The 359-nt window shown below is 61.0% G+C and carries 1 protein-coding gene; it reads left to right on the forward strand.

The features are described from left to right. Positions 1-203, forward strand: a 203-nt coding sequence (locus ASV53_RS25020; protein ID WP_205049259.1) for a GIY-YIG nuclease family protein, incomplete at its 5' end; no start/stop codon positions are given. Positions 204-359: the final 156 nt, after the last annotated feature.

The following is a 359-nucleotide window of genomic DNA, read 5'->3' on the forward strand; positions in this document are numbered from 1 at the left end:
ACGCAGTCAGTATCGAATCGATGCTTCACCAGCACTTCGCCGACAGGCGGATCAATCAGGTCAACCTACGCCGCGAGTACTTCCGGACCACACCGACCGAGGTGCGAGAGGTGTTGAAGGCGCACTCCGTCGAGCTCCTCGACTTCAAGCTCGAGCCGGCAGCTGAGGAGTACATGGCGACCCGTGCTCTGCTGGGCGCGTGAACTTAGGAGCTAGAACTTAGCCACGTGACTGGCGATTGGCGCGACGGACTGCTCTCGAACGTCCGAGCGCGTGAACGAAGTATGCGCGATTCTGTTTGACGGTCTCGCGGGCTCGAACGGAGCCGAGCAGAGCCTTGAGGAGTGGTGGGGTAGCTG

The organism is Photobacterium sanguinicancri (assembly GCF_002265265.1).
Taxonomy (GTDB): domain Bacteria; phylum Pseudomonadota; class Gammaproteobacteria; order Enterobacterales; family Vibrionaceae; genus Photobacterium; species Photobacterium sanguinicancri.